Origin of the sequence: Lactiplantibacillus paraplantarum (assembly GCF_003641145.1) — a bacterium.
Taxonomy (GTDB): domain Bacteria; phylum Bacillota; class Bacilli; order Lactobacillales; family Lactobacillaceae; genus Lactiplantibacillus; species Lactiplantibacillus paraplantarum.
In genome coordinates, this window is the sequence record NZ_CP032744.1 from 631528 (window position 1) to 656582 (window position 25055).

Genomic DNA, 25055 nt, shown 5'->3' on the forward strand with positions numbered 1-25055 from the left:
TTGCTGGCTTGAGATTGAGGAGGTCTTTTTTTGGCAAATGATAAGATTGTCATTCATGGTGCGCGAGCCCATAACTTAAAGGATATCGATGTCACCATTCCCCGTGATAAATTAGTCGTAATTACGGGGTTATCTGGCTCTGGTAAGAGCTCATTAGCGTTTGATACGTTGTACGCGGAAGGACAACGTCGGTATGTGGAAAGCCTGTCAGCGTACGCGCGTCAATTCTTAGGGCAGATGCAAAAACCAGATGTTGATTCGATTGACGGGCTTAGTCCGGCTATTTCGATTGACCAAAAAACCACGTCGAAAAATCCCCGGTCAACGGTCGGAACCGTCACCGAAATCAATGACTACTTACGGTTATTGTGGGCACGAGTCGGGGAACCAATCTGTCCAAATGATGGGACACCGATTGCAAGTCAGACCGTTGAGCAGATGGTTGACCGGATTCAAAAATTACCAGAGCGAACGAAGTTACAGATCTTATCGCCGATTGTCCGCCAGAAAAAGGGTGAGCATAAAAAGATCTTTGAAAAGATCAAACGAGAAGGTTTTGTACGTGTCCGCGTTGATGGTGAAACTCATGATATCAGTGAGACCTTTGAACTGAACAAGAATCAACAGCATACAATTGAAATTGTTATCGACCGAATTGTCGTGAAGTCTGGCGATCGTTCCCGGTTGTTTGACTCCTTTGAAGCGGCATTACGATTGAGTGGCGGCTATGCGATTGCGGATGTGATTGGCGACGAGCCCATCATGTTTTCAGAACATTATGCCTGTCCAATCTGTGGGTTTACCGTCGGCGAGCTTGAACCCCGTCTATTCTCGTTCAATGCGCCCCAGGGAGCTTGCCCAGACTGTGAAGGGCTAGGAATTAAGTTGGAGGTCGATGAGGATCTCGTGGTTCCTGACAAATCCCTGACTTTGGCCGAGGGTGCTTTAGCACCTTGGAATCCAATCAGTTCTCAGTACTATCCCGAAATGTTGAAGCAAGCCTGCGAACAGTTAGCAATTCCGATGGATGTCCCGTATGAGGATTTGTCCAAGGCTGACCAACAAACGGTTCTTTATGGTTCCAACGGCAAGACCTTCCATTTCCACTATCAAAATGACTTTGGTGGTGTGCGGGATGTTGACGCAGTCTTTGAAGGCGTCATTAATAATGTTGATCGCCGTTATCATGAAACCAATAGTGATTTTACACGCGATGTCATGCGTAAATACATGACGGAACTCACTTGTCAGACTTGTCATGGGTTCCGGTTAAATCGTAAGGCCCTATCAGTTAAAGTCGGTGGCGAACATATCGGAATGGTTTCTGACTTAGCAATCGGCAAGGAACTTGATTTCTTCAATGGGTTGAGCTTGTCAGAACAAAGCCTGGTAATTGCCAAGCCCATCTTAAAGGAAATTCGGGATCGGCTGTCTTTCTTGCAAAATGTGGGGCTAGCGTATTTGACGTTAAGCCGTTCTGCGCGAACGTTATCTGGTGGGGAAGCTCAACGGATTCGGTTGGCGACTCAGATTGGCTCTAATTTATCCGGCGTACTCTATATTTTGGACGAGCCATCGATTGGTCTTCATCAGCGCGATAATGACCGGTTGATTGGTTCCTTGAAGAAGATGCGTGATCTGGGCAATACCTTAATCGTGGTTGAACACGATGAAGATACGATGCGTGCGGCTGATTACATTGTTGATATTGGCCCCGGTGCTGGTGAAAATGGCGGTGAAGTAATGGCAGCCGGAACGCCGAAGCAGGTGGCGCGTTCACGTAAGTCATTGACTGGTCAATATTTATCTGGCAAACGGTTTATTCCATTACCTGAATCTCGGCGTCCCGGTAATGGCAAGAAGATTCGGATTACCGGCGCGGCTGAAAATAATCTCAAAAAAATCGATGTTGATTTTCCTTTGGGCGAATTTGTCGTGGTCACGGGGGTCTCTGGTTCTGGTAAGTCGACACTAGTTAATGACGTCTTAAAACGAGTCTTGGCACAAAAGTTGAATCGGAATTCGGAAAAACCTGGTAAGTACAAGAGCGTTAGTGGCATTAAAAATATTGAACGGTTAGTTAATATTGACCAAAGCCCGATTGGACGAACACCACGCAGTAACCCGGCTACCTATACTGGCGTTTTCGACAATATTCGTGACTTGTTTGCGCAAACAAATGAAGCCAAATTACGTGGGTATAAGAAGGGACGCTTTAGCTTTAATACTAAGGGTGGCCGCTGTGAAGCCTGTCATGGTGATGGTATTTTGAAGATTGAAATGAATTTCTTGCCCGATGTCTTCGTACCGTGTGAGGTTTGCCATGGTCAACAGTATAATTCAGAAACGTTAGAAGTTGAATATAAAGGGAAAAATATTGCGGATGTCTTAAAAATGACGGCTTCAGAAGCTGTTAAGTTCTTTGAACCAATTCCTAAGATTCGGCGCAAATTACAAACGCTAGTTGATGTTGGTTTAGGGTATGTTAAGTTGGGCCAACCCGCAACCACTTTATCAGGAGGGGAAGCCCAACGGATGAAGTTAGCTTCCGAATTGCATAAGCAACAAGCGGGTAAGAATTTCTATATTCTAGACGAACCAACAACTGGGCTGCATAGTGAAGATATTCGGCGGTTAATTGGGGTCTTGGATCGGTTAGTGGATGCAGGTAACACGGTGTTGATTATTGAACATAATCTGGATGTCGTGAAGTCAGCGGATTATTTGATTGATTTAGGACCAGAAGGTGGCGATGGCGGTGGGACGGTCGTGGCCACCGGTACTCCGGAACAAGTGGCTGAGGTAGCTGAAAGTTATACTGGCCAATACTTGAAACCAGTCTTGGAACGTGACCGGGCCCGTGAAGCAACTGTACCTGCTAAATAGGTGGCAATGTGCTACACTTGAGTTTGTAATGTAATTTTAATTTAGAGGAGTTGTTTGTACATGGCTAAAGTAGAAAGTTTTACATTAGATCATACCAAAGTTTTAGCACCTTATGTTCGTAAAATTACGGTGGAAAATGGTCCTAAGGGTGATGCCATCACTAATTTTGATTTGCGGTTAGTTCAACCTAATAAGACTGCGATTGATACAGCGGGCTTACACACGATTGAACACATGTTAGCTGGATTATTGCGTGATCGGATGGATGGCGTGATCGACTGCTCACCATTTGGTTGCCGGACTGGTTTTCATTTGATCACTTGGGGTGAACATGACACCGTGGAAGTTGCTAAGGCATTGAAGTCCTCATTAGAATTCATTGCTGGTCCAGCTAAGTGGGAAGATGTTCAAGGAACGACGATTGATAGTTGTGGGAATTATAAGGATCATTCGTTGTTCTCAGCTAAGGAATGGGCTAAGCTGATCTTATCACAAGGAATTTCATCGGATCCATTCGTTCGCAAAGTCGTTGAATAGTCTGAAATTTTAAAATTAAGCGTAGTTGATAGTGCTAATCAAAATGGGTCTAACTTTCGGTAACCGAAAGCTAGACCCATTTTTTGATGAACATTCAAGTAGCAGATCAAGCTGAGGTGCACGAATTTATGTGGCATGAATTCTTGTCAGAAGATGTCAATTAGTTAGAGACTTGTTCGTCAGTATGCGCGTACCTAGTTCCGATCTCCAGGGCGGGGTACCGATCGTTACAAACAACGTGCTTGTCATCGATTGGCACTCACGCAGCAAAATACCGCGTCGTCTCAAACACGGGTCTTATTCTCAGTCGGCCACTTTTGACTTTAAGGTTGAGTGGCGTCTGGTCATTATCAGTAGCAACTAATATCATTTTGAAAATTAGAAATACTGAGTAAGATAATAATAAAAAATATGCTAATTCAAGTGAATATATGCATAAATATTCTTAAATATAATGAATATTCCGTAAATAACGAATATTTCACGAAAATAGTTGCATAAAATTAAAGCCGGTGGTACGATACTGTCATTGAGAAAAGCAGTGATAAAAATTTCGGAGGTACAAATCAATGGTCAAACAAAATGATAAAATTATTCTCGCTTATTCTGGTGGTTTAGATACGTCAGTTGCTATTAGTTGGTTAAAAGATAAGGGCTACGATGTTGTGGCTTGTGGTATCGATGTTGGTGAAGGTAAGGACATGGATGCTATCAAAGAAAAGGCATTGAAATTAGGGGCAGTTTCATCATATATGATTGACGCCAAGCAAGAATTTGCTGAAGAATATGCTTTGATTGCCTTGCAAGGGCACACCTTATATGAAGGGGAATATCCGTTAGTTTCAGCACTTTCACGGCCACTGATTGCCAAGAAGTTAGTGACGTTGGCCAAGCAAGAACACGCCGTAGCCATTGCTCATGGCTGTACTGGTAAGGGGAATGACCAAGTTCGGTTTGAAGTTGCGATTCATGCGTTGGCACCCGACATTAAGATTGAAGCGCCTGTTCGTGACTGGCACTGGTCACGGGAAGAAGAAATTGATTATGCCAAAGAACATAATATTCCCGTGCCAATCAATCTTGACAGTCCTTATTCCATCGATGAAAACTTATGGGGCCGGGCTAACGAATGTGGTATTTTAGAAGACCCGTGGCAAGGAGCGCCCGCCGATGCGTTTGATCGGACGAAAGCACTAGCTGACACACCGGACACGCCAACCACCCTTGAGATTACCTTTGAAGCCGGGGTGCCAGTCGCTCTGGATGGTGAATCTTTAAATCTAGCAGATCTGATAATCAAGTTAGATAAAATCGCTGGTGAACACGGGATTGGTCGGATTGACCATATTGAAAACCGGTTAGTCGGTATCAAATCTCGTGAAGTCTACGAAGCACCAGCCGCAACAGTTTTACTCAAAGCACATAAAGACTTAGAGGATTTAACGTTTGAACGGGAATTAGCCCACTTTAAGCCAATTATTGAACAAAAATTAGCAGATACCATTTATAACGGTCTTTGGTTCTCACCGTTAATGGAAGCAATGGTTGCTTTCTTGAAGCAGACACAACAAGTGGTTAACGGTGTCGTTCGGGTACAGCTTTTCAAGGGCAATGTTATTACTGAAGGCCGGAAGTCACCTAACTCCCTTTACGATACGAACTTAGCAACATACACTTCAGCAGATTCATTTGACCAGCAGGCGGCGGTTGGTTTTATCAAATTATGGGGCTTGCCAACGCAAGTCAACGCTCAGGTTCAAGCGAAGGCTAAGGCTGAAGCCAAGACCAATAAGGCCCACGCCTAATGAGTACAAAGAAACTATGGGGTGGTCGTTTTACAGAAACGGGTGCCAAGTATGTTGATGACTTTGGGGCGTCCATTAGCTTCGACCAGCTGCTTGCCGCAGAAGATATTGCTGGTTCATTGGCACACGTTAAGATGTTGAAGAAGACGGGCATCTTACCTGCTCAAGATGTTGATCAGATTGTGGCTGGCCTAGAAACTTTGGCAGAACGCCAGAAACAGGGTAAGCTGGAATTTTCAACGGTCAACGAAGATATTCATATGAATATTGAATCATTATTAACTGAAGAAATTGGGCCGGTGGCTGGCAAATTGCACACAGCTCGTTCACGGAATGATCAAGTTGCTACGGATTTTCACTTGTATTTGAAGCATCAGCTACCGTTGATCTTAGACCGGCTACATGAGCTGGAAACGGTGTTGGTAGCTAAAGCGAGTGAAAACGTAGAGACGGTGATGCCAGGGTATACGCATTTGCAACACGCCCAACCGATTTCATATGCGCACTATTTGTTAGCTTATTATCAAATGTTCAAGCGTGACATGGACCGGTTTGAATTTAACATGCAACATACGGACATTTCGCCATTGGGTGCTGCTGCGCTAGCCGGGACGACTTTCCCAATTGATCGGGAATATAGTGCTAAATTATTAGGATTCAGTGAAGTTTATCATAATAGTTTAGATGCTGTTTCTGACCGAGACTTTGTCCTTGAATTTCTCAGCAACGCGTCAATTTTGATGATGCACCTCTCGCGGTTTTGTGAAGAAATTGTCAGTTGGAGTAGTTATGAGTTCAAGTACATTAGCTTAAGTGATCAATTTTCAACTGGCAGTTCAATTATGCCGCAAAAGAAAAATCCGGATATGGCTGAATTGATTCGGGGCAAATCCGGGCGAGTCTACGGCAACCTAATGGGGCTATTGACCGTGATGAAGGGCATTCCATTGGCCTATAACAAGGATCTCCAGGAAGATAAAGAGGGGGCGTTTGATACCGTTACGACCGTGTTGACGAGTCTTCATGTCTTTACTGGAATGATAGCAACGTTGACGGTTAATGAAGACCGAATGGCGGATGCAACAACTAATGATTTCTCAAACGCGACTGAGTTAGCAGATTATCTTGCCAATAAAGGGATTCCATTCCGCCAAGCACATGCGATTGTTGGCAAATTAGTCTTGGATGGCTTAAAAAAGAAGCGGCCATTGCAAGCAATTTCGCTCAGCGAGTATCAGGCTATCTCACCACTGATTCAAGAAGATGTTTATCATGATTTAGATGCTAAAGTTGCGGTGGAGCGGCGGCATTCACTTGGTGGTACTGGTTTTGATCAAATTAAGCAGGAATTGCAACGGGCACAAGCGCAATTGGCAGCTTACCAATCAGCAACCATCGATTAATTAATGTTTATCAATTTGACCATTGATATTATTTTCGAAGCGACCTCTAAGTGGCGGATTATCGACACTTAGCGGCCGTTTTTAGTATGAAATATAGTAATAATCGGCGTTTTAGAAAATCCTTAAGCTGCAATAAAGTCTATCAGAAAAATTGGAAACTCTTACATTAACTGGTAAGATGGAATTAATATCGGATATGGGAGATGTTGATGTATGTTTAATGATCATCGATGGGGTTTTGATTGGACCGAGTTTATGACGGGAATTATTTTCTTGATTGCCGCTTACTTTGTAATCAAGCAACCTCAGGCAGCACTGCTAAGCTTAGTCTTTTTATTTGCAATTGCCGCAATTATTAGTGGGATCACGACGATTGGTGGTTACACCAAGTTGCGTCGTGAAACTGGTCTTCGAGCGAATTTTGCCCTTGTGTTTGCGATTATTGATATTCTAGTGGGGTTACTATTTTTATTCCACGCCCCAACTGGTGTTTTAGTACTTGGTTATGTTTTTGCTTTTTGGTTCTTAATCGACTCAATTGAACGTCTGACCGTAGTTTCACATTTACGAGTCTTCGGGACGGGATATTATGTTTTATCATTGATTTTGGACATTATTAGCTTGGCATTAGGAATTTTATTAGTGATCAATCCAATGATTGCAGTGATTAGCTTTAACGTGTTAGTTAGTTTTTACTTCGCTGTCTTTGGAATCAACGCAATCTTAATCGCGTTTGCTCGACGTAATTAGTTTCATCAGTGTTTGGCGCGTTAGCGATTCATGGGTTCGGTTGTTACGAGTGTTCATTCGTAGTGCTGGCCTGGCGTTAACGGGCCATTTTTGTAGCATGATTTTAACGGATTATCCGCATCAAACGATGGGGTTAGTGATCCGTCAGTAGAAATGACACGCCCGGTGTGTTATACTACCAACAATATGGACAAGAGGGGGCAAATACAACATGGCAGAATCATTACAACTAGTAATTATTTCTGGGATGAGCGGTGCTGGTAAGACAGTTGCTGTCCAAAGCTTTGAGGACCTGGGCTATTTTTGCATTGATAATATGCCACCAGCGTTATTACCGAAGTTCTCAGAATTAGTTGAGGAGTCGGGTAAAATAAAAAAAGTAGCGCTAGTAATTGATTTACGTTCGCGGGCTTTTTATGATGAAATCATGGACATGTTGGCTAACTTAGACAACACGGACTTTGTGTCGACTCGGATTCTGTTTTTAGATGCTTCCAACGAAGAATTGGTTTCACGGTACAAAGAAACGCGTCGGTCACATCCACTGGCCATGGAGGGGCGCGTAATGGATGGCGTGCGCAAGGAACGCGAACTATTAGCACCGCTGAAAGATCGGGCTTCATACGTCATTGATACGTCGACGTTGACGCCCCGTGAACTGCGCGAATCAATTTTTGATAAATTTGAAACGGACCAGGATGAGACTTTTCATATCGAGATGTTATCCTTTGGGTTTAAATATGGCTTACCTATTGATGCGGATATCGTTATGGATGTGCGGTTCTTACCAAATCCGTACTATATTCCAGAATTGAAGAAGCAGACGGGCTTGGATAAGCCCGTGGTAGATTACGTCATGCAGCAGCCAGCGACGGAAGCCTTCTATCAACAGTTTTTAGGCATGTTGGAGAGTATTATGCCTGGCTATGAAGCTGAGGGTAAGAGTAGTCTAACGATTGCAATCGGTTGTACGGGTGGACAACACCGCTCCGTTGCTTTGACGCAACGTATCGGTGAAGCTCTGGCTAAGCACTACAAGGTGCATATTAGTCACCGTGATATTGATAAACGAAAGGAAACTGTTAATCGCTCATGAGAAAATACACATTTAAGACCCAGCGGCCTAAAATTGTGGTGATTGGCGGGGGGACCGGCTTACCGGTCGTTCTGAATGGTCTGCGTAAACAGGCTGTGGATATTACTGCAGTAGTGACGGTTGCTGATGACGGTGGTTCGTCCGGTATTATTCGCAATTACGTTAACGTGGTCCCACCTGGTGACATTCGTAACGTGATGGTGGCTTTATCGAATTGGCCCCACTTATATAAAGATATTTTTCAGTATCGTTTTCAGGGTGATGATCAGTTCTTTGCTGGTCACGCGATCGGTAATTTGGTGATTGCAGCGCTGACGGAAATGAAGTCAGGGGTTTTTGACGCGGTCCAAGAACTATCTAACATGATGCAAGTAGATGGTCATGTCTTTCCAGCTGCAAACGAAGCACTAACGTTACATGGTAAGTTTAGTGACGGTACGGAGTTAGTGGGTGAAGCTGAGATCACGGCGGCGCACAAATTACTAGAGCGCGTCTGGGTCACTGATAAGGATGGCAAGGAACCACAAGCCGTCCAACCCGTCATTGATGCAATTATGGCGGCAGATCAGATTGTCTTGGGTCCAGGGAGCTTATTTACCAGTATTTTGCCGAACTTAACGATTCGTAATATTGGTCAGGCCGTTTGCAAGTCTGATGCGGAAGTCGTCTATATTTGCAATATTATGACGCAAAAAGGTGAAACGGATCATTTTTCTGATGCTGATCATGTCCGGGTTTTAAACCGACACTTGGGTCAAGACTTTATCAATACGGTTTTGGTTAATACTGAAGAAGTGCCAGAAGATTATATGGACTTTCATAAGTTTAATGAAGTTTCACGCCAGGTAAGCCACGATTTTCGCGGCTTACGGGAACAAAATTGTCGTGTCATCTCATCGAATTTTTTGAAACTTCGTGATAATGGGGCTTTTCATGATGGCGACCAAGTCGTCGCTGAACTAATGAATTTAGTCGGTCATTCCGACGTTTTAAGATAAGGGGGTTGCGGCATGTCCTACGCCAGTGACGTTAAGAAAGAATTGACTAACCTCGCTGTCCATCGCGAGAATGCTAAGGCTGAATTAATGGCTTTGATTCGAATGAATGGGGCGATTAGCATTGCTAACCACCACTTTATTTTGAATATTCAGACGGAAAATCCGGCCATCGCGCGGCGTATTTACCGGCTACTCAAACAATTTTACGACGTTGATAGTGAATTGATCGTTCGACGTAAAATGAAGTTAAATAAAAATAATTTGTACATTGTGCGTTTAAAGACGGGTACGGATATGGTGTTAGGCGATTTGGGGATTTTGAAGGATTATCAAATTGTCGAGGTTGCGCCAACGGAAGTGCTAACGGATGACGCGGCCGTCCGGTCCTATTTACGGGGTGCTTTTTTGGCGGGAGGCTCAGTGAATAATCCTGAAACTTCCCGGTATCATTTGGAAATTTACTCACTGTATGAGGAACACAATCATATGATTTCAGAAATGATGAATCAGTATGGTTTGAACTCGCGAACGACTGATCGGCGTGGCGGCTTTATTACGTACATCAAGGAAGCGGAAAAAATCGCGGACTTTTTGTCATTAGTTGGTGCTACGAATGCCATGCTTAAATTCGAGGATATTCGGATTATGCGTGATATGCGTAACTCGGTTAATCGGTTAGTCAACTGTGAAAATGCCAATATGGATAAAGTGGCCAATGCGTCTAGCAAACAGATTGAAAATATTTTACTGATTGATGCAACGGTGGGGTTACAACAGTTACCGCCGAAATTGCAAGAAGTAGCGGTTGCTCGATTGGAACACCGTGAAGTTAGTCTTAAGGAATTGGGAACTTTAGTTCCAGGCGGGCCAATCTCTAAATCCGGTATCAATCATCGCTTACGCAAGATTAATCAATTTGCCGAACAGCTACAAAAAGATGCCTAAATACAGGCCATCCGTCTTGAGAGTTGCGCTGAATAGTTATTGAGAAGCTTACTGACACTCTTTTGGGAGTGTCAGTAAGCTTTTTATTTAGGACGGGTGTTGTCGCCAATCTTTTAGGATCAGAAAAAACACTTGACAAAAGTAAGTGAAGCTATTTATACTGAACACATCTTATGAAATCGGAGAGACGTAATCATGCAAAAATTAGCGACGCAAATGATGATGTGCTGCCCATGTTGTGAATCAAACAACATGGCTATTTGCGTTGAATTACAAGCGTCTCTGCATCAAAAATAACGAATTTGAGTCAAATCGTTAATTTTGAAACGCCTGCTTGGAATCTGACGAGATTCTAAGCAGGCGTTTTTTGTTTAGGCCGATGGGAATAAGTAAATCAATAACAATTAAAATGGGAATGTAAGGGGCGAGAAGTTTGAAGAAGCGATCAGTGTTAGCGATTATGATGAGTCTAGTATTAGTGACGGTGCTGGCAGCGTGTGGGAAGCAAAGTACTCAGTCTACTGGCAGTGGCAAGTATGCAAGTAGTCAGGTTTTAAACTTGTCGTACCCTAGTTCGTTGGATTCAATTGATATTTCCAACATGTCGGGATACGGGAGCACTGGTAATATTTTTGAAAGTCTATACCGGTTAGGGAAGAATGGAAGTATTACGCCTGGATTAGCCAAATCGACTAAGGTTTCAAAGGACGGCAAGACATATACCTTTACGATTCGCAATGCGAAGTGGAGTGACGGGGCCAAGATAACCGCACAGGATTTTGTGTATTCTTGGAAGCGCACGGTGACCCCCGCAACTAAATCACAATATGCTTATCTCTTTTCAGGGGTGAAGAATGCGGATGCGATTGTCGCTGGCAAAAAATCGCCAAGTACGTTGGGTGTCAAAGCTCAAGGTAAGCATACTTTTATCGTCACCTTGGATAAGCCAATTACTTACTTTAAGAAGTTGATGACTTACCCGCTATTTGGACCAATCAGCGAAAAGGCGGTCAAAAAATGGGGTAGCAAGTACGCAACCAAAGCCCAATATATGCTATACAGTGGGCCATTTAAATTAACTGGCTGGACAGGAACCAATAATAGTTGGCAATTTGTTAAGAATAATCAATATTGGGATAAAAAAGCAGTTCATTTACAAAAAATTAACTATACAGTTAATGAAAGTACGACAACAACGCTGAACTTGTTCCAAGAAAAGAAGCTGGACTTAACGCAATTAGCAAGCGAGCAAGTGAAGAATATGAAGACTAGTGCTGATTATACGACTTATCCATATTCGATCACGGCGTTCCTAGTCTATAATTTCCAAGACAGTAACGCGACCATCAAAAAAGCGCTCAATAACGCTAAGATTCGCCAAGCCATTTCTCTTTCTATTAATCGGAAAACGTTAGTCAAGAATGTGATTGGCGATGCGTCAACGGTCTCGAAGACGTTTGTTCCACAAGATTTAGCCAAAAATCCCAAAAATGGTAAGGATTTTGCGGATGAATCAACGGTTAAAAATTCAACGTCATATAACAAAGCCCTTGCCAAAAAGCTATGGCAACAAGGACTTAAGGAAACCGGTATCAAGAAACTATCTATTAAATTATTAACTTCTAATGATGAACCGAATAAGCCAATTTCACAGTATTTGAAATCAGCACTAGAAAAGAATCTCGATGGGTTAACGGTTAATTTATCCAATATTCCATCAAAAGTTGCTTCAAGCCGTGCTCAAAGTGGTGATTTTGATATTTACCTCAGTGGTTGGGGAGCTGATTTCAATGATCCAATCTCACACTTGCAAATTATGACTAGCAATAGCGGTTATAACTACGGTAAGTACAATAGTAGTACGTATAATGCGCTAGTTAATAAAGCCCAAAATCAAGATGCTAACAACGCTAATGCGCGTTGGCAAGATATGATTAGTGCTGAGAAGACGATCATGCAAGACCAAGGAATTACGCCATTGTATCAAACGGTATACTCATATTTGCAAAATCCAAAGGCCAAGGGCATTATTCATAATACTGCTGGTACGCAGTGGAATTATAAGTATGCTTATATTGCAAAATAATTAGCTAGTTGTAACAAAACTTTGACTGAATTTTTGCTAACCGAATAGCGATTATTCGTGATGTTGCTGTAAGCTGTTTGCATCTATAAACTAATCAAGCGTCCCACCACTACTCGTCAAGCTTATCTTGCTGAGTAGTGGTGGGACGCTTTGCAATTTTGATACAAAACCAAGACGTGGATTGATGGCGCTGTAAATAGAGTGTTACCCCTATTCCACGTGGTTGACCACGTATTTGATTGGTTGATGTTGATCCATCGCGATGACATTTTCTGCAACGATGGTTGCCATACCATCACGGGCCTCGACCGTGGCATTACCAAGGTGGGGTGTCAAAATGACGTTATCCATGGTAGTCAAGCCGGGTGTTACTTGGGGCTCATGTTCATAAACGTCCAGTGCGGCACTGGCGATTTGATGATTTTGTAGCGCTGTTACTAATGCTTGTTCATCGACGATGGGGCCCCGAGCAGCATTGATTAAAAGCGCTGTTGATTTCATTTTGGTGAAGGCGGTACTACCAATCAGATGGGTGGTTTTCGCAGTGAGCGGCAAATGCAAGCTAACAATGTCGGCACGTTGCAAAAGTTCATCCTGAGAGACGAAGGTCGCTCCCAGCTGTGTTTCACGGCTAATTGGCAAGCGGTGGTGTTGGCTATATAAGATTGGCATATCAAAAGCATGGAGTCGTTTGGCAACTTCTTGACCAATCTGGCCAAGGCCTAAGATACCGAGTGTCTTATTTTGCAAGTTGTGGCCGAGAAAGAACAGCGGTGCCCAACCGGCGAATCCACTAGTGCGCATTAAGCGGTCACCTTCAACAATTCGATGGGCTAAGCTGATAATCAGTCCAACGGTGGATTCAGCAGTTGCAACTGCTGAAACGTTAGGCGTATTGGTCACTGGAATATGGCGCTTAGCCGCCGCAATGGTATCGATGTTATTAGTACCCGCGCCAAAATTTGCAATTAGTTTGAGGTGCGGAGCATGAGCCAAGACATCTTGATCAACTTGAGTTGAAAGCGGGGTAATCAGATAGTCAGCATCTGCGACTCGTCGGATGAGCTCTGCGTGACTGATTAGTTGCTTACCGGTGTAAGTATCGATGATTAACTGATTTTGTAAAAGTAACGTATTAGCCTGGGCTGGTAGTTGACCAGCGATAAAAACTTTTGTCATGAATGAGACTCCCTTGTACTTTGAGTTCGTTTAGCTCAGACAAAATTGGTTATCAGAGTTAAGCGATACGTTTATGTGCAGTATGGGCTAACGAAAAGTTAATGACAAGTCTTAAGCAGCAAAAAAGCTGGGTCAACGTAAAGTTAGCCCAGCTTGAAAATATTAGCTTATTTTAAATTGTTGTTTTCCATAATATCGTCGATCAAACCATATTCTTTAGCTTCTTGTGCGCTTAAGTAGTTATCACGTTCAGTATCATGGTTCAACTTCTCAACGGATTGTCCAGAGTTGTCAGCTAAAATCTGGTTGATCTTCTTACGAGTCTTCAAGATTTCTTCGGCAACAATTTCAATTTCCGTTTGTTGTCCTTGAGCACCGCCGGATGGTTGGTGGATCAAGATTTCTGAGTTAGGTAAAGCAAAACGCTTGCCCTTAGTACCAGATGAAGCTAAGACACTGGCCATGGAAGCTGCCATCCCCATAACGATGGTTTGAACATCAGACTTGATGAAGTTCATCGTATCGTAGATTGCTAAGCCGGCAGTAACGACACCACCTGGTGAATTAATATAAAGGTAGATGTCCTTGCCTGAATCTTGGGCATCCAAGAAGAGTAATTGGGCGATGATCGCATTCGCCATGTTATCTTCAATGGGACCGGATAGCATAATGATACGGTCCTTTAATAGTCGTGAATAGATGTCATAAGCACGTTCACCACGTGATGACTGTTCAATAACTGTAGGAACTGGATACATGATTTGTTAGCCTCCTAAGGTTGCATTATTTGATTAGCTGATTGCTAATATAAATGTAGTTTACCGCTAAGGTCAGTGAAGGTCAAAAGAAAAACCTCAAAAACAAAATTCCGTTTTTGAAGTCAACGTGGTATACTTAGGTTTCTATCATATACGGCTTGAGATTGGGGGATCCCAATCTCTTTTTTTGTTCAGAATTAGCGGTGTGAATTGCCTTAGGGGGAGGCGTCTCAAGTCGGGAATGTAAGTCAAGTGGCAGTTAGTGTTAACGTATTGCTAATATGCTGACGTAAATCGTTGACCAATACTTGTTTGTACGTATTAGTGATGACAATTAAATGTTTAGCTGTTATTAAAGTCGTTGAACGACTACACTGGTATATGGTTCAAATAAATTGAAGTTAGGCCATTCGCATAGTTAACGCTATTAGTAATCGCCGTGCTATGGACCAGTTGTCCGTGATTAGCTAGTACGATACTTGTGGTTCGGTCGAAATTCAGTTACTATATGAAGGTGTCAGTGGTATAGGCCAACAACTATAATTAATGCGGGTACAAAAAAAGCTGAGAACTATTTCTCAGCTAACTGATGCGCCCGGAGGGAATCGAACCCCCATTTCAAGAACCGGAATCTTACGTGCGATCCATTACACTACGGGCGCCTAAACAACATATTATATTCTAGCGAATAATGGATAAAAACACAAGGGTTTTACATAAAAATTTATTTTGGAGGTGCTTTTATGGCACTGGGACAAGGATTTCGCCAGCAACAACGGCAATCACAGAAGTTAGCGATGACTCAGCGACTGCAACAATCGATTCAGATGTTGCAATTTAATGTAGAAGAATTACGTGACTTTCTGACGCAAAAAGCCCTCGAAAATCCACTGATTGATGTGGATACCAATTGGAATAATAATCATACGAGTTTGAGTGCAGCTAAAAATGTAACGACGAAGGCTGATTTCATTGAGCGGGTGTCGACTTCAAATCAGCACTCGTTATTCGAATATTTATTGGATCAGATTCATCTGACGTTACGTGATACCCATTTGCGGCAAATTGTCTTGTACTTGATTGAGTATGTTGATGTCAATGGGTACTTACGGATCGATGAAGCACAGGCTCGGCAGGCAACTAAGGCGACGCCCATTGAACTATTGGATGCTATTACCTTATTACAGCAACTTGATCCACCAGGTGTTGGGGCACGTAGCTTGCAGGAAGCATTAATGTTGCAAACCGAAAATGATGACCATGCCCCCAACTTGGCTTACATCATCTTAGAAGAAGACTTCGAGGCGTTTGTCAATCGGCAGTGGGAGTTGTTGGCTAAGAAATATCAAGTTGAACTTGCTGATATTTCAAGCATTTATGACTACGTTCGCACGCTCACACCAGTACCTGGCGCGGCAATTGGACAGGACACGACCGGGTATATTTTTCCAGACCTGGTTGTGACCAATCAGAACGGACAACTAGCGCTAAGGACAGCTTCAATGGCACAGCCAGTTGTGAAGTTTCGTAGCCGATATTACCAACAGATGGGGCAGCATGATGATCAGGAAGTGACGGAGTATCTGAAAGAAAAGAAAAGTGAATATGATTGGATTGCTAGTAGTTTGGCACAACGTGAGGCAACGATATTTCGGGTTGGAACGGTCATTATTGAACATCAAGCTGACTTTTTCTTAGAAAAAACAACGGATTTACAACCATTATTGCTTCGCGATGTTGCGCAACAGCTAAAGGTTCATGAGTCAACGATCAGTCGTAGCATTAACGGTAAATATATTCAGACCGATTTCGGGATGTTTGAACTTAAACGTTTCTTTACTAAAGCGGTCAGTAAACGTCCCACTGGTGGCAAAGTAGTATCGGCAGATAGTGTTCAGCATCGAATCATGGCCCTAATTGAGCAAGAAAATAAAGAAAAACCGCTTTCAGACCAAAAAATTGTTCAGATTCTTAATGCGGAAAATGTCGAACTTTCTCGGCGGACCGTCGCTAAATATCGCGAAAATCTTAACATTCCGCCTTCGTCAAAGCGAAAACAATACTTGAGAACCGAATAATAATTAAATGCGGTATTTGGACCAGTCGGGTATAAGTTTAATTGGGGTTTCATTTGCAACCATCTTATGAACCTGTTATAATTCATGTTGTGGTAAGAGAGGTATGCAACATTGATTTCTTAGTGAATTTGCGTTGTGTGCTTTGTTTTTTGAAGTCTTTGGGTCGTTTTTCGACATAGCTGGACCAGACCCGTCCCACTAGAGAGCAGGTTGAATGCCATGCATTCAGATATTCAATGGATTGAGGCAATTGCCCCAGATATGGTTGATATGCTGAGTCGTCGTTACTTAGTATTAAGAACCATTAATTGGATGGCCCCAGTTGGACGTCGACTATTAGCTCAGACACTAGGCGTTAGCGAACGGACGTTACGGACTGAAACGGATACGTTGCGGAAGCTTGATTTGATTATGACGAACAAATCAGGTATGCAAGTTACCCAACAAGGTCAGGACGTGCTAGTCGGCTTAAGTCATTTTATGGATGAGTTAATGGGCATTCGCCAGAAGGAACGACAGTTGGCGCAACACTTTAATATTAAGCGTTGCATCATCGTTTCTGGTGATTCCGATCGACAGTTGAAAGTTATTGGGACCATGGGCGAAGAAGTGAACCAGCTATTACAGCAGTTATTGCCGGAAGGACATAACATTATTGCTGTCATGGGTGGGCATACCATGGAGCACGTAGCAAGTCATTTAACTAATAGATTAGGTGACAAACGTGATTTGCTATTTGTTCCGGCGCGTGGCGGTGTTGGTGAATCGGTTGCGATTCAAGCAAATACCATTGCGTCACAAATGGCACAACATACTGGCGGTAAATTCCGCTCATTGTTTGTACCAGAACAGGTCAGTGAACGAACGTATGAACCACTTCTCAAGGAACCAAGTATTCAAGAGGTGTTGGCGATTATCGGGCAAGCTAACGTGGTCGTGCATAGTATCGGTGAAGCCATCTCAATGGCCCATCGCCGTAATATGTCGGAGGACCAAATAAAGGTGTTACGCAGTCGTGATGCGATTGGCGAAGCCTTTGGTTATTTCTTCGATGAGAAGGGTAACGTGGTCTATCGAATTCCACGAATTGGGTTGCAAATCGGAGAACTGGCCCATCGGGAGATTATACTCGCCATTGCGGGTGGCGCTTCAAAAGCGACCGCAATCGCCGCGTATATGAGGAACATTGCACCTAAACAGACGTGTTTAATCACGGATGAGGGTGCGGCTAACTTGATTTTAAAAAAGTAATCTTCTATAGTGAAGTTGCTTTTTAAAATAAAACTATTTTTATTTCCACAAGGAGGAAATTCTAGTATGTCTGTAAAAATTGGTATTAATGGTTTCGGACGTATCGGTCGTTTAGCATTCCGTCGTATCTTAGAACTTGGTGAAAAGTCAAGTGATATCGAAGTTGTTGCTATTAACGATTTAACTTCACCTGCATTGTTGGCTCATCTTTTGAAGTATGACTCAACTCATGGTACTTTGAACGCTGACGTTTCAGCAACCGACGATTCAATCGTTGTTAACGGTAAGAACTACCGTGTTTATGCTGAACCACAAGCACAAAATATTCCTTGGGTTAAGAACGACGGTGTTGACTTCGTTCTCGAATGTACTGGTTTCTACACTTCAAAGGCTAAGTCACAAGCTCACTTGGACGCTGGTGCAAAGCGTGTCTTGATTTCTGCTCCTGCTGGCTCAGACTTGAAGACCATCGTTTACAACGTTAACGATGACATCTTGACTGCAGATGACCGTATCGTTTCTGCTGGTTCATGTACTACTAACTGCCTTGCACCATTAGCATTCTTTGAAAACAAAGAATTCGGTATCAAGGTTGGTACTATGACTACTATCCATGCTTACACTTCAACTCAAATGTTACTTGACGGCCCTGTACGTGGTGGTAACTTCCGTGCTGCCCGTGCTGCCGGTGTAAACACTATTCCTCATTCAACTGGTGCTGCTAAGGCTCTTGGCTTAGTTATCCCAGAATTGAACGGTAAATTACAAGGCCATGCACAACGTGTTGGTGTTGTTGATGGTTCATTAACTGAATTAGTTGCTATCTTAGACAAGAAAGTTACTGCTGACGAAGTTAACGCCGCAATCAAGAAGTATACTGAAGGTAACGAATCATTCGGTTACAACGATGACGAAATCGTTTCATCTGATGTTATCGGTACTACTTTCGGTTCAATCTTCGATCCTACTCAAACAGAAGTTACTTCTGATGGTGACAACCAATTAGTTAAGACTGTTGCTTGGTACGATAACGAATACGGCTTCACTTGCCAAATGGTACGTACTTTATTGAAGTTCGCCACTCTCTAATATCTGTTAGATAGTTAAGAACTTTAAAACCGCATATGGTTTTGACGGCGGGGGGAGGCAAAACTCCTCTTGCCGTTTTTTTAATTTCAGCAGTCACGAATTCTAGGAGGATTTTAACATTGGCTAAATTAATCGTTTCAGATTTAGATGTTAAAGATAAAAAAGTTTTAATTCGTGTCGACTTTAATGTTCCAATTAAAGACGGCAAAATTGGTGACGACAACCGGATCGTCGCTGCCTTACCAACGATCAAATATGTGATTGAACATGATGGTAAAGCCATCTTATTCTCACATTTAGGTCGGATTAAGAGCGAAGACGACAAGCAGGGCTTAAGCTTACGTCCAGTTGCAGAACGTCTTTCAAACTTATTAAACAAGCCTGTTACCTTCGTACCTGTTACTGAAGGCGAACAACTTGAAACTGCCATCAACAACATGAATGACGGTGACGTCTTAGTTGTTGAAAACACTCGTTTTGAAGACGTTGTTAACGGCGAACAAGTTAAGCGCGAATCTGGTAACGATCCTGAATTAGGCAAGTACTGGGCTTCACTTGGTGATGTCTACGTCAACGATGCTTTCGGGACTGCTCACCGGAGCCATGCTTCTAACGTTGGGATTGCCTCAAACATGGACCAAGTTGCCGCTGGTTTCTTAATGGAAAAGGAAATCAAGTTCTTAGGTGACGCGGTTGACAATCCTAAGCACCCATTCGTTGCTATCTTAGGTGGTGCCAAGGTTTCTGATAAGATCGGTGTTATCGATCACTTAATCAGCAAAGCTGACAAGATCATCATCGGTGGTGGGATGACTTATACGTTCTATGCTGCTAAAGGCATGGGCATTGGTAATTCACTTGTTGAAAAAGACAAGATTGAATTGGCTAAGTCAATCATCGAAAAAGCTGGTGACAAGTTAGTCTTACCTAGCGACTCAATCGTTGCTGAAAAGTTTGATAACGATGTTCCTAGCAAGGTTGTTGAAGGTTCAATTCCTGATGGCTACATGGCCTTAGATATTGGTCCTAAGTCAATCGAAGAATTCGAAGATGTTTTACGCGACGCTAAGACCGTTGTTTGGAACGGACCAATGGGTGTCTTCGAAATGAGCAACTACGCCAAGGGTACACTTGAAGTTGGTAAGTTCTTAGGAACCTTATCAGATGCAACGACCATCGTTGGTGGTGGGGACTCAACTGCCGCTGTTAAGCAACTTGGCGTTGGCGACAAGTTAACCCACATTTCTACTGGTGGCGGTGCTTCACTTGAATACCTTGAAGGTAAGGAATTACCTGGTATTGCTGCTATTTCTGAAAAATAATCTGTTCTCCGAAAGGAAGGTTTATCGTGCGTACACCTATTATTGCCGGTAACTGGAAAATGAACAAAACGGCTAGCGAAGCTTTAGCTTTCGTTAATGCTGTCAAGGATCAATTACCAGATCCATCAAAAGTTGAATCAGTTGTTGCTGCCCCAGCCCTTTTCTTACAAGAAATGGTTGAAGCTGCCAAGGGTTCTGATTTAAAGATTGCTGCTGAAAATGCTTACTTTGAAGATGCTGGGGCCTTTACTGGTGAAACTTCACCAGCCGCTTTAGCTGACTTAGGCGTTGACTATGTTGTTATTGGTCATTCAGAACGTCGTGGCTATTTCCACGAAACTGACGAAGACATTAACAAAAAAGCCCATGCTATCTTTAAGAACGGCATGAAGCCAATCATCTGCTGTGGTGAAACGTTGGAACAACGTGAAGCTGGCCAAGCAGAATCATGGGTTTCTGGCCAAATCAAAGCTGCTTTGAAGGATTTATCAGCTGACCAAGTAAGTTCATTGGTTATTGCTTATGAACCAATCTGGGCCATCGGTACTGGTAAGACGGCTACGAGTGACCAAGCCGAAGAAATTTGTGCGGTTGTTCGTAAGACTGTTGCTGACCTTTACTCACAAGAAGTTGCTGATAAAGTTCGGATTCAATACGGTGGTAGTGTTAAACCAGCCAACGTTAACGAATTAATGGGCAAAGCTGATATCGACGGTGGTTTAGTCGGTGGTGCTTCATTACAACCTGATTCATTCTTGGAACTTGTTAATTACCAAAATAACTAATAATAGTTATTGCAAGTTGGTTGACAAAATTCTACAATAAGTGTGAAACAAATAACAAGCCAATTTTAAGGAGAGAAATTAATGTCTATTATTACAGATATTTATGCTCGCGAAGTCTTAGACTCACGTGGTAACCCAACTGTTGAAGTTGAACTTTATACTGAAAGTGGCGCATTTGGCCGCGGTATCGTTCCTTCAGGTGCCTCAACTGGTGAACATGAAGCCGTTGAATTACGTGACGGTGACAAGAGCCGTTTCATGGGCAAGGGTGTTACTAAAGCCGTTGACAATGTTAACAAGTTAATTGCTAAGGAAATTGTTGGTTACGATGTAACTGACCAACGTGCCATTGACCAAGCTATGATCAAGTTAGATGGTACTCCTAACAAAGCTAAGTTAGGCGCTAACGCTATCTTAGGTGTTTCCATTGCCGCTGCCCGTGCTGCTGCTGACGAACTTGAAATGCCTTTATACAACTACCTTGGCGGCTTCAACGCTCACGTTTTACCAACACCAATGATGAACGTTATCAATGGTGGGGCCCACGCCAACAACGACGTTGACTTCCAAGAATTCATGATCATGCCTGTTGGTGCTTCTTCAGTTAAAGAAGCTATCCGGATGGGTTCAGAAACTTTCCACAACTTGAAAGCGATCTTGAACGAACGCGGTTACTCAACTGCCGTTGGTGATGAAGGTGGTTTTGCACCTGACTTGAAGAACAACGAAGAACCATTCGAAATCTTAGTTGAAGCTATCGAACGTGCCGGTTACAAGCCTGGTAAGGATATTGCCATTGCCTTTGACTGTGCCGCTTCAGAATTCTACAACGAAGAAACTGGCAAGTACGACTTAAAGGGTGAAGGCGAAAATGGTCAATCATTTACTGCCGAAGAATTCGTTGACTTACTTGACAGCATCGTTGACAAGTACCCAATCGTTTCCATCGAAGATCCTTTGGATGAAAACAACTGGGAAGACTGGCAAATGGCAACTGCCAAGCTTGGTAAGAAAGTTCAAATCGTTGGTGACGACTTATTCGTTACGAACACGGACTACCTTGCAAAGGGTATCAAGATGGGCGTTGCTAACTCAATCTTAATCAAGGTTAACCAAATTGGTACTTTAACTGAAACTGTTGAAGCTATCGAAATGGCTAAAGAAGCTGGCTACACTGCCATCGTTTCTCACCGTTCTGGTGAAACTGAAGACACGACCATTGCTGACTTAGTTGTCGCAATGAACGCTGGCCAAATCAAGACTGGTTCAATGAGCCGTACTGAACGGATTGCTAAATACAATCAATTAATGCGGATTGAAGACCAACTTGAAAGCACTTCAGAATACAAAGGTATCCACGGCTTCTACAACTTAGACGAAGCTGCACGGAACACTATTACTAGCAAGTAATTTGAAGTTCTAATGAAAACGCCGTTCCTATTGGGGCGGCGTTTTTATTATACATAATTTAAAGAACACCCGTTTGATTTTACCGTCTTGATGAGCCGATATCGTGGTAAAATAAAAGCATGTGCATTTTTAGTAAGGAGAATCGGAATGGATGACTTTCAGCAACAAATTAATCAGTGGTCTGATTGGCAAGGACTACAGACTAACGTAATGGCCTTTGAACCACTGATTCAGCAAATTTATGCCAGTGAGAATGAACCGTTTAAAACACCAGAACCAATGGTGGATTCAGTGGTAGCCCGATTCAATGTCGGCTCAACGCAGATTGCAATTTTTCCACCGAGTGAAGTGGCTTCACGGACGCGGGATTATTACCAAGCAACTCGCTTTGGCCTTACCCGAATGGCACGCCTAAAATTAGGCGCACCACAATTACGGCATGCTGGTTTTATTTTTGATAAGTATCAGTTCTATTATGTGATTGTTCAACCACTACAAGGAATTCCGTTAACTGAGTTTTGTGTGACTGCCCAGCCGTTAGCGAAGTCGACATTAGGTCGACAAATAGGCACGATTCTAACACAACTCAATACCGAAGTTCCAAATTTCAGTCATGTCGAAACGCGACCAGTCGATTGGGCGATGTTTGGCAACGACTTTGTTGCTGAACGTACGGCGTGGTTACAACAGCGACCCGTGACGACTAATCAATTTGTCCATGGTAACCTGACTGGCGATAACTTAATCGTGACGAGCGGACAACTAGGCCTCCAACGCTTTAGTTCAGCTCGCCCAGCAGCTCGACAAACGGAGTTAGTACCGTTGATTTTGCAAGCATTTAATAATGATGCAGACTTGTTAGCCGGATTTAAAGCGACTTATCAAACCACTGACTTGGCGAGTGATTTATTATTAGGATTACTATTACGCTGGGATGGTCCGCAACAAGTACAACAACTAATCTCTGATCAAGCTGTGACTTTAGCGAGGGTTCAACAGGTTGTTGAACAAGTAATTCAGTAAATGAGAGGGGGCGCTGGCTGTGACACAACGTTCGCTGGCAACTAAGCATCATTTTGATTTTACACGCTTTAGCTCCATTGGACGGGGGTTAATTGTCGGTATTTTTGCTGGTATTATCGTTAGCCTATTTCGGTTTTGTATCGAACGTGGGCTGGTCTTTGTCCAATGGACGTACAACCAGATGCATACGAACTGGTGGTTATTATTGCCTTGGATTCTAGGCACGATTCTTGTTGCGGTATTTGTGGGGTGGCTAGTTAAGCAAGTACCAGACATCAAGGGGTCTGGGATTCCACAAGTTGAAGGTCAACTAGCTGGTGAACTGGACTATGCTTGGTGGCCGGTACTTTGGCGCAAGTTTGTGGGCGGCATTTTAGGTATTGGTTCGGGACTATTTCTAGGTCGTGAGGGGCCTTCGATTCAATTAGGAGCGACAATTGGACAGGGGGTAGCAGCCAAGTTACATCAAACGGGTGCTGATCGGCGTTCATTAATTGCCGGTGGTGCGGCGGCTGGTTTATCGGCGGCGTTTAACGCACCAATTGCTAGTACGCTGTTCGTCTTAGAAGAGGTTTACCATAATTTTTCGCCAATTATTTGGACAACGGCGCTAGTCAGTGCCATGGCGAGTAACTTTGTGTCACTAAACTTCTTTGGCTTAGTTCCTGTGCTACATATTCCATATGGGCAGAACTTGCCGTTGAGTCAGTATGGTAATCTGATTGGTTTAGGCATCTTTTTAGGTGTGTTTGGTTATCTTTATCAGAATGTGACACTGGCTATGCCTAGTTGGTATGGTAAATTACGATTGCCAAGTTGGCTGAATGGCTTAGTCCCGTTCTTACTAGTTATTCCAATTGGGCTGCTGTGGCCGCAACTATTAGGCGGGGGCAACGCGGTTATTTTAAACCTAGCAGCGACGACGCCCGCACTGGTAGCTCTGATTGGGATCTTTATTTTACGCTTTGTATTTTCAACGATCTCATATGGATCTGGCTTACCAGGTGGGATTTTTCTGCCAATCTTATCTTTAGGGGCTATTTTAGGGGCCATCTATGCGCAAACGATGGTGGCTGTCGGTTGGATGCCCGCTAGTTTTATTCCCAACTTTATTATTTTTGCCATGGCGGGCTATTTTGCTGGTATTGGGAAAGCGCCGTTTACGGCTATTCTTTTGATTACAGAAATGGTGGGAACTTTACATCATCTTATGCCACTAGCCGTTGTATCGATGACGGCATACCTTGTTGTTGACTTACTGGGTGGTGCGCCAATCTATGAAGCGCTGCTGGAAAAATTGATTCAGCCGCGTCTACCCGAGCACAGTGGCGTGCAAGATCGTTTGGAGCTGCCGATATTCGAAGGCTCCAAATTAGAAGGCCATCAAGTTCGTGATTTTAAATGGCCGGCTGAATCTTTACTGATTGCGATTCGGCGGGGTGAACGCCAAGTTATTCCCCACGGGGATACCCTAATGCGCGCTGGGGACACCTTAATCATCTTAACGGATCGGAACAACCGTGCGTGGGTGCGGCATCAAATTGCACATTTAATGGCGGCAACCCCCTGAGTCCTGAACAAATCAATGAATTGTTCAGGATACTGGAAAAATAAGGCAAAATATGTTAAATTGTTATAGACATAGCGGAGGCTT

20 protein-coding genes and 1 tRNA gene are annotated in these 25055 nt (G+C 43.2%); 18 read left to right on the forward strand and 3 right to left on the reverse strand.

Going from position 1 to position 25055, the window contains the following annotated elements; all coding sequences use genetic code 11:
* The first annotated feature begins 30 nt into the window (after positions 1-30).
* The 10 genes from uvrA (at position 31) to LP667_RS03045 (ending at position 12506) form a co-directional block, all read left to right on the forward strand.
* Positions 31-2886 carry an excinuclease ABC subunit UvrA gene (gene uvrA, locus LP667_RS03005; protein WP_021731174.1) on the forward strand — a complete coding sequence of 952 codons (2856 nt, stop codon included), beginning with the start codon at positions 31-33 and terminating at the stop codon, positions 2884-2886.
* Positions 2887-2946: 60 nt separating this feature from the next.
* The gene (locus LP667_RS03010) at positions 2947-3423 is read left to right on the forward strand and encodes an S-ribosylhomocysteine lyase (protein WP_003641031.1); all 477 of its coding nucleotides are present in this window, start codon (positions 2947-2949) and stop codon (positions 3421-3423) included.
* A 569-nt stretch (positions 3424-3992) separates the two neighbouring features.
* Positions 3993-5228, forward strand: a complete 1236-nt coding sequence (locus LP667_RS03015) for an argininosuccinate synthase (protein ID WP_021731173.1) — start codon at positions 3993-3995, stop codon at positions 5226-5228.
* Positions 5228-6631 carry an argininosuccinate lyase gene (argH, locus tag LP667_RS03020; RefSeq protein ID WP_021731172.1) on the forward strand — a complete coding sequence of 468 codons (1404 nt, stop codon included), beginning with the start codon at positions 5228-5230 and terminating at the stop codon, positions 6629-6631. The genes LP667_RS03015 and argH overlap by 1 nt, the downstream gene beginning before the upstream one ends.
* A 213-nt stretch (positions 6632-6844) precedes the next feature.
* Positions 6845-7381, forward strand: a complete 537-nt coding sequence (locus tag LP667_RS03025) for an HdeD family acid-resistance protein (protein ID WP_021731171.1) — start codon at positions 6845-6847, stop codon at positions 7379-7381.
* Positions 7365-7532 (forward strand): hypothetical protein, encoded by a 168-nt coding sequence (locus LP667_RS16670; RefSeq protein WP_021731170.1) that lies wholly within the window; start codon positions 7365-7367, stop codon positions 7530-7532. The genes LP667_RS03025 and LP667_RS16670 overlap by 17 nt, the downstream gene beginning before the upstream one ends.
* A 60-nt stretch (positions 7533-7592) precedes the next feature.
* Positions 7593-8477, forward strand: coding sequence for an RNase adapter RapZ (gene rapZ, locus LP667_RS03030; protein WP_021731169.1), 885 nt, complete (start codon positions 7593-7595; stop codon positions 8475-8477).
* Positions 8474-9475: a gluconeogenesis factor YvcK family protein gene (locus tag LP667_RS03035; RefSeq protein ID WP_021731168.1), complete on the forward strand. Its 1002-nt coding sequence runs from the start codon at positions 8474-8476 to the stop codon at positions 9473-9475. The genes rapZ and LP667_RS03035 overlap by 4 nt, the downstream gene beginning before the upstream one ends.
* A 12-nt stretch (positions 9476-9487) precedes the next feature.
* Entirely contained in the window at positions 9488-10420 is a 933-nt protein-coding gene (gene whiA, locus LP667_RS03040; RefSeq protein ID WP_021731167.1) for a DNA-binding protein WhiA, read from the forward strand.
* Positions 10421-10853: 433 nt separating this feature from the next.
* Positions 10854-12506 (forward strand): peptide ABC transporter substrate-binding protein, encoded by a 1653-nt coding sequence (locus LP667_RS03045; RefSeq protein ID WP_021731166.1) that lies wholly within the window; start codon positions 10854-10856, stop codon positions 12504-12506.
* A gap of 210 nt (positions 12507-12716) precedes the next feature.
* Here LP667_RS03045 and LP667_RS03050 read toward each other — a convergent pair whose 3' ends face one another.
* The 3 genes from LP667_RS03050 to LP667_RS03060 form a co-directional block, all read right to left on the reverse strand.
* On the reverse strand, positions 12717-13685 hold the full coding sequence (locus LP667_RS03050) for a 2-hydroxyacid dehydrogenase family protein (RefSeq protein ID WP_021731165.1): 969 nt from the start codon (positions 13683-13685) through the stop codon (positions 12717-12719).
* A gap of 167 nt (positions 13686-13852) precedes the next feature.
* Positions 13853-14443, reverse strand: a complete 591-nt coding sequence (gene clpP / locus LP667_RS03055) for an ATP-dependent Clp endopeptidase proteolytic subunit ClpP (protein ID WP_021731164.1) — start codon at positions 14441-14443, stop codon at positions 13853-13855.
* Between the two features lie 590 nt (positions 14444-15033).
* Positions 15034-15105 (reverse strand) — tRNA-Arg (locus LP667_RS03060).
* Between the two features lie 81 nt (positions 15106-15186).
* Here LP667_RS03060 and rpoN point away from each other — a divergent pair.
* From rpoN to LP667_RS03100, 8 genes are all read left to right on the forward strand, one after another.
* On the forward strand, positions 15187-16521 hold the full coding sequence (gene rpoN / locus LP667_RS03065; protein WP_021731163.1) for an RNA polymerase factor sigma-54: 1335 nt from the start codon (positions 15187-15189) through the stop codon (positions 16519-16521).
* 219 nt (positions 16522-16740) lie between these two features.
* A complete protein-coding gene (locus tag LP667_RS03070; protein WP_021731162.1) occupies positions 16741-17772 on the forward strand; it encodes a sugar-binding transcriptional regulator in 1032 nt (343 codons plus the stop codon).
* Positions 17773-17838: 66 nt separating this feature from the next.
* The gene (gene gap / locus LP667_RS03075) at positions 17839-18861 is read left to right on the forward strand and encodes a type I glyceraldehyde-3-phosphate dehydrogenase (RefSeq protein ID WP_021731161.1); all 1023 of its coding nucleotides are present in this window, start codon (positions 17839-17841) and stop codon (positions 18859-18861) included.
* Positions 18862-18980: 119 nt separating this feature from the next.
* Entirely contained in the window at positions 18981-20183 is a 1203-nt protein-coding gene (locus LP667_RS03080) for a phosphoglycerate kinase (RefSeq protein WP_021731160.1), read from the forward strand.
* A 26-nt stretch (positions 20184-20209) separates the two neighbouring features.
* Positions 20210-20968 carry a triose-phosphate isomerase gene (gene tpiA, locus LP667_RS03085; protein WP_021731159.1) on the forward strand — a complete coding sequence of 253 codons (759 nt, stop codon included), beginning with the start codon at positions 20210-20212 and terminating at the stop codon, positions 20966-20968.
* Between the two features lie 81 nt (positions 20969-21049).
* Positions 21050-22378, forward strand: coding sequence for a phosphopyruvate hydratase (eno, locus tag LP667_RS03090; RefSeq protein ID WP_003643976.1), 1329 nt, complete (start codon positions 21050-21052; stop codon positions 22376-22378).
* Positions 22379-22525: 147 nt separating this feature from the next.
* A complete protein-coding gene (locus tag LP667_RS03095; protein ID WP_021731158.1) occupies positions 22526-23401 on the forward strand; it encodes a hypothetical protein in 876 nt (291 codons plus the stop codon).
* 19 nt (positions 23402-23420) lie between these two features.
* Complete coding sequence (locus tag LP667_RS03100) at positions 23421-24971, forward strand: ClC family H(+)/Cl(-) exchange transporter (RefSeq protein WP_021731157.1); 1551 nt, start codon at positions 23421-23423, stop codon at positions 24969-24971.
* The last annotated feature ends 84 nt before the right edge of the window (positions 24972-25055 follow it).